Here is an 8,442-nt window from a genome sequence, read left to right on the forward strand (position 1 = left end):
GGAGGCACCAGCCTCCGGCCGCCACGCGCGTCAGCGACCCTTCTGCGGGCGCCGCGGGTGGCCTAGAGTCCCCCCAACGCCGATGCTGACGCTGTCCGACACCGCCATCGAGACGGGACCTGCATGGACCTTCTGATTCACCACTTCTTCGAGCTGACGGTCACGGGCCTGGCTATCGGGGCGGTCTACTCGCTCGTGGCCCTGGGCTACACGCTGGTCTACGGCGTGCTGCGGCTGATCAACTTCGCCCACTCCGAGGTGTTCATGTGGGGCACCTTCGGCGCCGTGTGGGTGCTCACCGCGCTGGGGGCGGGCAAGGCGACCGGTCTCGCGGTGGTGGGCTACCTCATCCTCGGCTTCCTCGCCGCGATGCTGGTCTCGGCGATCGTCGCCCTGATCCTGGAGTACGGCGCCTACCGCCCGTTGCGCAAGCGCAACGCACCGCCCCTGATCGCGCTGATCTCGGCCATCGGCGCCTCGTTCGTGCTCTCCGAGCTCATGGGCCTGCGTGACAAGGTCGCGGCGTGGTTCGGGCTCGACCGGACCCTGGCCGACTACGTCGGCCGCCCCCGGGAGAACGCCGTCGCCCCCAGCCTCGTCGACAGCCACGTGGTGTTCCAGCTCGGCGACTACGGCGTCAAGAACATCGACATCATCGTGCTGGTCGCGGCCGTGGTGATGATGGTGGTGCTGGATCAGTTCGTCAGCCGCACCCGCCTCGGCCGGGGCATCCGGGCGGTGGCCCAGGACCCCGAGTCGGCGGCCCTCATGGGCGTCAACCGCGACCGCGTCATCCGGATCACCTTCCTCGTCGGCGGGATCATGGCCGGCGGGGCGGCGATGCTCTACCTGCTCAAGGTGGGCGTCACCCGCTACAACGCCGGCTTCATCCTCGGCGTCAAGGCGTTCACCGCCGCCGTGCTCGGTGGCATCGGCAACGTCCGCGGCGCCCTCCTCGGCGGCTTCATCCTCGGCGTCGCCGAGAACTACGGCTCTGCCCTCGTCGGCACCCAGTGGAAGGACGTCGTGGCCTTCCTGCTCCTGATCGTCATCCTGTTGTTCCGCCCGACCGGCCTGTTGGGCGAGTCGCTCGGAAAGGCCCGCGCATGAGTGCCGTCACCGACTTCTTCCACGGCTTCCGCGGGCGGGTGGCCGGGCTGCCCAAGCCGGTCAAGATCGTCCTGCTCGTGATCGCGGCCCTGCTGGTCTACCTGTTGCCGATCATCAACCCGCCGTTCATCACGACCACCGACTCCGACTTCGCCAGCGTGCTGTTCAGCTGCTCGGTCTATGCCCTGGTCGCCCTCGGCCTCAACGTCGTCATCGGCTACGCCGGTCTGCTCGACCTGGGTTACGTCGGCTTCTTCGCCATCGGCGCCTACGCCGTGGGTGTGTTCGGCTCCGCCCACGGCACACTGCCCTGGCTGCTGTGCGTGCCCCTGGCCATCATCTTCGCGATGGTCTCCGGCATCCTGCTGGGTGCCCCCACGCTGCGGGTCCGCGGTGACTACCTCGCCATCGTGACGCTCGGGTTCGGGGAGATCATCCGGCTGGTCCTGCTCAACTCCGCCTGGCTCGGTGCCGCGGCGGGTATCAGCAACGTGCCGTCACCGACAGGTCCTGCCCTGTTCAGCATCCCGCACCTGGACTGGTCGGGCGGGGCCCCGGTGGTCGACCTGTCGACGACGACGACGGTCCTGGAGTTCGGCGTGCGCGATGCCACCCCGTTCTACTGGCTGGCGCTGACCGTCGTCATCATCGTCATCTTCATCGACCGGCTGATGCAGAACTCGCGCGTCGGCCGGGCGTGGGAGGCGACCCGGGAGGACGAGGACGCCGCCGAGCTCATGGGCGTGCCCACGTTCCGGTTCAAGCTGCTCGCGTTCGCGATCGGTGCCTGCATCGGCGGCCTGTCCGGGTCGCTGTTCGCCGCCCGTCAGGGGTTCCTCAACCCCGACAACTTCACCATCCTCTACTCGGTGCTGTTCGTGGCCATGGTGGTCGTCGGTGGCCAGGGCAACCGGTGGGGCGTCATCTCGGCGGCCTTCCTGCTGACGTGGCTGCCCGAGAAGTTCCGGTTCCTGTCCGAGGAGCGCTACCTGCTCTTCGGTCTGGCGCTGATGGCCCTGGCGATCTTCCGGCCGCAGGGTCTGCTGCCGCCACGCAGGGCCGTCCGGGCGATCGAGTCCGAAGAGGAGATCGAGGCCCTGGAGGAGGGGACCGCACATGCCTGAGACCACTCCCGCGACCGAGACCCAGGTCGAGTCGACCGGCCCCGCGCCCGGCGGCGGCGCGTCCGCCCGCCGGCTGCTGGAGGTCGACGACGTCACCCTTCGCTTCGGCGGTGTCGTGGCGCTGAACGAGGTCTCGTTCCACATCAACGAGGGCGAGATCCTCGGCCTCATCGGCCCCAACGGCGCCGGCAAGACGACGTGCTTCAACGTCATGACCGGCGTCTACCAGCCGACCTCGGGCGGCGTCCGCTTCCAGGGGGAGCCGCTCGGCCGGCGCAAGAAGCACGAGATCACCCGCCTCGGCATCGCGCGCACCTTCCAGAACATCCGGCTCTTCGGCACCATGACCGCGCTGGAGAACGTCCTCGTCGGGGCCGACGCCCACCACACGACCGGGGTCGGGTCCGCCATCCTGCGCCTGCCCAAGCACCGCCGGGAGGAGAAGGAGGGCTACGAGCGCGCCCGCGAGCTGCTCAAGTTCATGGGCCTGAGCAAGAGGGCCAACGAGCTCGCCCGCAACCTGTCCTACGGCGACCAGCGCCGGCTCGAGATCGCCCGGGCGCTGGCCACCAACCCCACCCTGCTGTGCCTGGACGAGCCCGCCGCCGGCTTCAACCCCGCGGAGAAGGCCCGCCTGATGGAGCTGATCCGCACCATCCGCGACCAGGGCTACACCGTGCTGCTCATCGAGCACGACATGCGGCTGGTCATGGGCGTGACCGACCGGATCGTGGTCCTGGAGTTCGGCCGCAAGATCGCCGAGGGGCTGCCCGCCGAGATCCGCGACAACCCCGCCGTCATCGCCGCCTACCTGGGAGTCGACGAGAATGCTTCTTGAGGTCAACGGCCTGTGCGTCAACTACGGGCGCATCGAGGCGATCCGCGACATCACCTTCACCGTCGAGGAGGGTGAGGTCGTCACGCTGATCGGGGCCAACGGTGCCGGCAAGACCACGACGATGAAGACCGTCTCCGGCCTGCGCCCGGTGCGGGCCGGGACGATCCGCTTCGATGGCCAGGACATCACCCACATGCCGCCGCACCAGCGCCCGGTGCTGGGCATCTCCCAGAGCCCGGAGGGTCGCGGCTGCTTCCCTGGCATGACGGTCAACGAGAACCTCGACATGGGCGCCTACGCCCGCAAGGACCGCAAGACCAAGGCTGTGGCCGAGGACCGCGACCGGGTGTTCTCGCTGTTCCCCCGGCTCCAGGAGCGGATGAACCAGACCGCGGGGACGATGTCCGGTGGGGAGCAGCAGATGCTGGCCATGGGCCGGGCGCTCATGGCCCGCCCTCGGCTGCTGCTGCTGGACGAGCCGTCGATGGGTCTGGCGCCCAAGCTGATCCAGCAGATCTTCGACATCGTCACCGAGATCAACAAGCAGGGCACCACGGTCCTGCTGGTGGAGCAGAACGCCGCGCAGGCACTCAAGCGCGCCAACCGGGGCTACATCCTGGAGACCGGCGAGATCGTGCGCGAGGGCACCGGCGCCGCGCTCGCGGCCGACGACGCGGTCAAGGCCGCCTACCTCGGTGGTGACGTCTAGCCGCAGCACGCGAGGCGAGGGTATGCCGGGTGGCCGCCACCCGGCATACCCCTGTGGTCCCCTCAGCTGAGGGCGATGACCAGCTGGGTGAGCAGGGGAGCGACGACCAGCGCGGGCAGCAGGTCGCCGACCGGCACCTCCCGGATGCGCAGCAGCCGCAACGCGATCCCGACGAGCATGAGCCCGCCGGTCGCGGTCAGCGCGGCGATGTGCGCCTCGGGCAGCACCGAGCCGAGCAGCACCCCGAGCAGCGTCAGCGTGCCCTGGACGACGGCCACCGAGGCGGCGGACAGCAGCACGCCCACGCCGAAGGACGAGGCGAACGCCATCGCGGCGAAGCCGTCGAGCACCGACTTCAGCGCGAGCTGCTCGATGCCGCGACCGAGGCCGTCGGAGAGGGAGCCCAGGATGGTCAGCGGGCCGACGCAGAACAGCAGGGAGGCGCCGAGCCAGCCCTCGATGAAGCGCTCCCGGGCCTCGTGGCCCTGCCCGGCCTCCTGGAGCCCGAGCAGCCGGGGGCGCCGGGCCAGTCGGGCCTGGATCGCGCCCGCGAGCCCCTCGAGGCGCTCCTCGATCCGCAGCAGCGAACCGGCGATGCCGCCGAGCAGCAGGCTGCCGAGCACGATGAGCACCGGGGCCCCGGTCGGCACGGCGGAAGTGAACGCCCGGTCGGTCACGCTGACCGCCGACAGGCCGGCCATGAGCAGGGTGGTCAGGCCCAGGACGTCGGTGACCACCGAGCGGGTGCGGTCGGGCAGCCGGTGCCCCACGGCCATGCCCAGGCCCGCGCCGAGCAGGACCGCGACCACGTTGATGACCGTGCCGAGACCGGGGAAGGCGCCACTCACGCGGCCAACCCTAGGCCAGGCGGGAGATTTCTCCGCCAGCTCTTCTCCCGGTGGGACTCTTGGCTCTAGAGTCTGCCTCGGCCCGGAAGGCATCCGTCCGGGCCTTCGGGTTGGGGGACCCACTGCCGCAACGTGTTTCAGCAACGATGGAGGATCTGTGTCGCGTCCCCAGGTCAGCGTGCGTCCGGTGTCACCCTCCCAGAACGAGCTGTTCACCCAGCTGTGGCTGGCGGCGAGGGTCGAGGCCGGGGGCAGCCTGGAGTCGGCGACGCGGGCGGCCAGCGAGGGCCGCGTGGCCGCGGCGCTGGCTCGCGAGGACGTGCGTGCCTACCTCGCCTTCCACGACGGCCAGGCGGTCGGCTACATGGTGCTGACCCACAGCCCCCTCTCCGGCCTGACCGACACCCCCTGCGTGTGCATCGACCAGCTCTACGTCGCCGAGACCGCCCGCCGCCAGGGTGCGGCCAAGGCGCTGCTCACCGCCGCGGCGACGTATGCCGAGCGGTTCGGTGCCGACCAGATCGCCACCTGCGTGCCCTCCCAGGGCCGCGACGCCAACCGCTTCTTCGCCCGTCTCGGCTTCTCCTCCTACGTCGTCAAGCGGGTCACCACCACGGCCGGGCTGCGCCGCAAGCTGCAGGGCGAGGAGCACCGTGGCGGCCTCGAGCTCGTGCTCCAGCAGCGCCGCCGCTCCCTGCGCGCCCGCACCGGCCGGATGAGCGACCGCCAGCTCGTCGGCTGACCGGCAGCACGCCCACCGCACCCACGACGAGGGGGTCCGTCCCGACCGGGACGGAACCCCCTCGTCATACCTGCTCGGGGAGGGGGCGCTCAGGCGCCGGGCGCCTTGGGGCGGATCAGGCAGGTGATCCGTGAGGTGCAGACCCGCCGGCCGTCCTCGTCGGTGATGGTCACGTCGTAGGACGCCAGGGTGTTGCCCAGGGACAGGGCGGTCGCGGTGCCGGTGACGTAGCCGTCGCGGGCCGCCCGGTGGTGGGTGGCGTTGATGTCCAGCCCGACGGCGATGCGGTCCTGCCCGGCGTGCAGCGCGGCGCCGATCGAGCCGACCGTCTCGGCGAGCACGACGCTGGCGCCGCCGTGGAGCAGGCCGTAGGGCTGGGTGTTGCCCTTGACCGGCATGCGCGCCACGACGCGCTCGGGGGAGGCCTCGAGGAACTCGATCTCCATCCGCTCGCCGAGCGTGCCGGCGTTCATCGCGTTGAGCCCGGCGACGACGCGGTCCTGCGGTGCTGCGTGGTCCATGGTGGTGTGCCTGCCCGTCTGTGTGTCCGTCGGTGGCAATAGGCTGCCATGCGTGAACCGACTCCTGCTCCTCGACGGTCACTCGCTGGCCTACCGCGCCTTCTTCGCCCTGCCCGTCGAGAACTTCTCGACCTCGACCGGCCAGAGCACCAACGCGGTCTACGGCTTCACGTCGATGCTGATCAACGTGCTGCGCGACGAGCAGCCCACGCACGTCGCGGTCGCCTTCGACGTGTCCCGGCAGACCTTCCGCACGGAGGAGTACGCCGAGTACAAGGCGGGCCGCTCGGCGACGCCGTCGGAGTTCAAGGGGCAGGTGTCGCTGCTGCACGAGGTGCTCGACGCCCTGCACATCCCCTACGTCGAGGTCGAGGGCTTCGAGGCCGACGACGTCATCGCCACGCTGACCGCGCAGGCGCGGGCCGAGGGCATGGAGGTGCTCATCTGCTCCGGTGACCGCGACGCGCTGCAGCTGGTGCGTGACGACGTCACCGTGCTCTACCCCGTCAAGGGCGTCTCCGACCTGGCCCGCATGACCCCGGCCGCCGTCGAGGCCAAGTACGGCGTGCCCCCCGAGCGTTACAGCGACCTCGCGGCGCTGGTGGGGGAGTCCTCCGACAACCTGCCCGGCGTGCCCGGGGTCGGCCCCAAGACCGCCGCCAAGTGGATCGGCCTCTACGGCGACCTGACCGGCGTCGTCGCCCACGTCGACGAGATCAAGGGCAAGGCGGGGGAGTCGCTGCGCGAGCACCTCGACGGCGTGCTGCGCAACCGCCGGCTCAACCAGCTCGTCGGCGACCTCGACCTCGGGCTGACCGTCGACGATCTGGCCCGCAGGCCGTGGGACCGCGAGAAGGTGCACCAGGTCTTCGACGGGCTGGAGTTCCGGGTCCTGCGCGACCGGCTGTTCGCGACCCTGGAGTCCGTCGAGGAGGAGGCCGACTCCGGCTTCGAGGTCGACGGCGTCGTGCTGGCCCCCGCCGAGGTCCCGGGCTGGCTGCAGGAGCACGCCGGGCCGGGCGCCCGGGTCGGCGTGCACGTCGTCGGGCGCTGGGCCCGGGGCACCGGCGACGTGGACGCCTTGGCCATCGCCACGGCCGGCGACCACGCGGCATACCTCGACCTGACCACGCTCGACGAGGCTGCCGAGCAGGCGCTCGCCGCCTGGCTGGCCGACCCGGGCCGGCCCAAGGCGCTGCACGACGCCAAGGGCCCGGTCCAGGCGCTCGCCGCCCGCGGACTGACCCTGGCCGGGGTCACCAGCGACACCGCGCTCGCGGCCTACCTCGTGCGCCCCGACCAGCGGTCCTACGACCTGGCCGACCTCGTGCTGCGCAACCTCAACCGGGAGCTGCGGGCCGAGGCCGAGACCGGCGGGCAGGGGCTGCTCGACTTCGCCGCCGACGGCGCAGCCGAGGCCGACGAGGCCATGGTCCGCGCCCGGGCGGTGCTCGACCTGGCCGCGGCCCTGGACACCCAGCTGCAGGCCACCGGGGGCGCCTCGCTCATCGAGCAGATCGAGCTGCCGCTGGTCGACGTGCTCGCGCGCATGGAGCGGGTCGGCATCGCCGCCGACGTCGACGCCCTCACGGCCCTCGAGGCCGACTTCGCCGCCAAGGTGCGCGAGGCGCAGGAGGACGCCTACGACGCGATCGGCGGGCAGCAGATCAACCTCGGCTCGCCCAAGCAGCTGCAGGTGGTGCTGTTCGACCAGCTCGGCATGCCCAAGACCAAGCGCACCAAGACCGGCTACACCACCGACGCCGACGCGCTGACCGACCTCTACGCCAAGACCGAGCACCCCTTCCTCGAGGCGTTGCTGCGCCACCGGGACTCCACCCGGCTGCGGGTCACCGTCGAGGGGCTGATCAAGTCGGTCGCCGACGACGGCCGGATCCACACGACCTACCAGCAGACCATCGCGGCGACGGGCCGGCGGTCCTCGACCGACCCCAACCTGCAGAACATCCCGATCCGCACCGAGGAGGGCCGCCGGATCCGGTCGGTCTTCGTCGTCGGCGAGGGCTACGAGTCGCTGATGTCGGCCGACTACAGCCAGATCGAGATGCGGATCATGGCCCACCTCTCCGGTGACGAGGGCCTGATCGAGGCCTTCCGCACCGGTGAGGACCTGCACCGGTTCGTCGGCTCGCGGGTGTTCGCGGTGGCGCCGGAGGACGTCACCGCCGAGATGCGGGCCAAGGTCAAGGCGATGTCCTATGGCCTGGCCTACGGCCTGTCCGCGTTCGGGCTGTCCAAGCAGCTCGGGATCGGCACCGACGAGGCCAAGGGGCTGATGGACGAGTACTTCGCGCGGTTCGGCGGGGTGCGTGACTACCTGCGTGACGTCGTCGAGGAGGCCCGCCGCACCGGCTACACCGAGACGATGCTCGGGCGCCGGCGCTACCTGCCCGACCTCACGTCCGACAACCGCCAGCGCCGCGAGGGTGCCGAGCGGATGGCGCTCAACGCCCCCATCCAGGGGTCGGCGGCCGACATCATCAAGCTCGCGATGCTGCGCGTCGACGCGGCGCTGCGCGAGTCCGGGGC

The 8,442-nt window shown here is 71.0% G+C and carries 8 protein-coding genes; 6 read left to right on the forward strand and 2 right to left on the reverse strand.

Going from position 1 to position 8,442, the window contains the following annotated elements:
- Nucleotides 1–123: 123 nt before the first annotated feature.
- From ACXVGS_RS18190 to ACXVGS_RS18205, 4 genes are read left to right on the forward strand one after another with little or no spacing between them, the layout of a single operon-like run.
- A complete protein-coding gene (locus ACXVGS_RS18190; protein WP_458532650.1) occupies nucleotides 124–1,110 on the forward strand; it encodes a branched-chain amino acid ABC transporter permease in 987 nt (328 codons plus the stop codon).
- Nucleotides 1,107–2,234: a branched-chain amino acid ABC transporter permease gene (locus tag ACXVGS_RS18195; RefSeq protein ID WP_458530925.1), complete on the forward strand. Its 1,128-nt coding sequence runs from the start codon at nucleotides 1,107–1,109 to the stop codon at nucleotides 2,232–2,234. Before ACXVGS_RS18190 ends, ACXVGS_RS18195 begins: the two co-directional genes overlap by 4 nt.
- A complete protein-coding gene (locus ACXVGS_RS18200) occupies nucleotides 2,227–3,072 on the forward strand; it encodes an ABC transporter ATP-binding protein (protein ID WP_458530926.1) in 846 nt (281 codons plus the stop codon). Before ACXVGS_RS18195 ends, ACXVGS_RS18200 begins: the two co-directional genes overlap by 8 nt.
- Nucleotides 3,062–3,781: an ABC transporter ATP-binding protein gene (locus ACXVGS_RS18205; protein WP_458530927.1), complete on the forward strand. Its 720-nt coding sequence runs from the start codon at nucleotides 3,062–3,064 to the stop codon at nucleotides 3,779–3,781. Before ACXVGS_RS18200 ends, ACXVGS_RS18205 begins: the two co-directional genes overlap by 11 nt.
- A gap of 62 nt (nucleotides 3,782–3,843) precedes the next feature.
- On the opposite strand, the gene ACXVGS_RS18210 is transcribed toward ACXVGS_RS18205, so the two are convergent.
- Entirely contained in the window at nucleotides 3,844–4,629 is a 786-nt protein-coding gene (locus ACXVGS_RS18210; protein ID WP_458530928.1) for a DUF554 domain-containing protein, read from the reverse strand.
- 187 nt (nucleotides 4,630–4,816) lie between these two features.
- On the opposite strand from ACXVGS_RS18210, the gene ACXVGS_RS18215 reads away from it, so the two are divergent.
- Nucleotides 4,817–5,371, forward strand: coding sequence for a GNAT family N-acetyltransferase (locus ACXVGS_RS18215; RefSeq protein WP_458530929.1), 555 nt, complete (start codon nucleotides 4,817–4,819; stop codon nucleotides 5,369–5,371).
- A gap of 89 nt (nucleotides 5,372–5,460) precedes the next feature.
- Here ACXVGS_RS18215 and ACXVGS_RS18220 read toward each other — a convergent pair whose 3' ends face one another.
- Complete coding sequence (locus ACXVGS_RS18220; protein WP_141788551.1) at nucleotides 5,461–5,892, reverse strand: PaaI family thioesterase; 432 nt, start codon at nucleotides 5,890–5,892, stop codon at nucleotides 5,461–5,463.
- 52 nt (nucleotides 5,893–5,944) lie between these two features.
- Here ACXVGS_RS18220 and polA point away from each other — a divergent pair.
- Nucleotides 5,945–8,442, forward strand: a 2,498-nt coding sequence (gene polA / locus ACXVGS_RS18225; protein ID WP_458537305.1) for a DNA polymerase I, incomplete at its 3' end; no start/stop codon positions are given.

Source organism: Oryzihumus sp. (assembly GCF_054325275.1).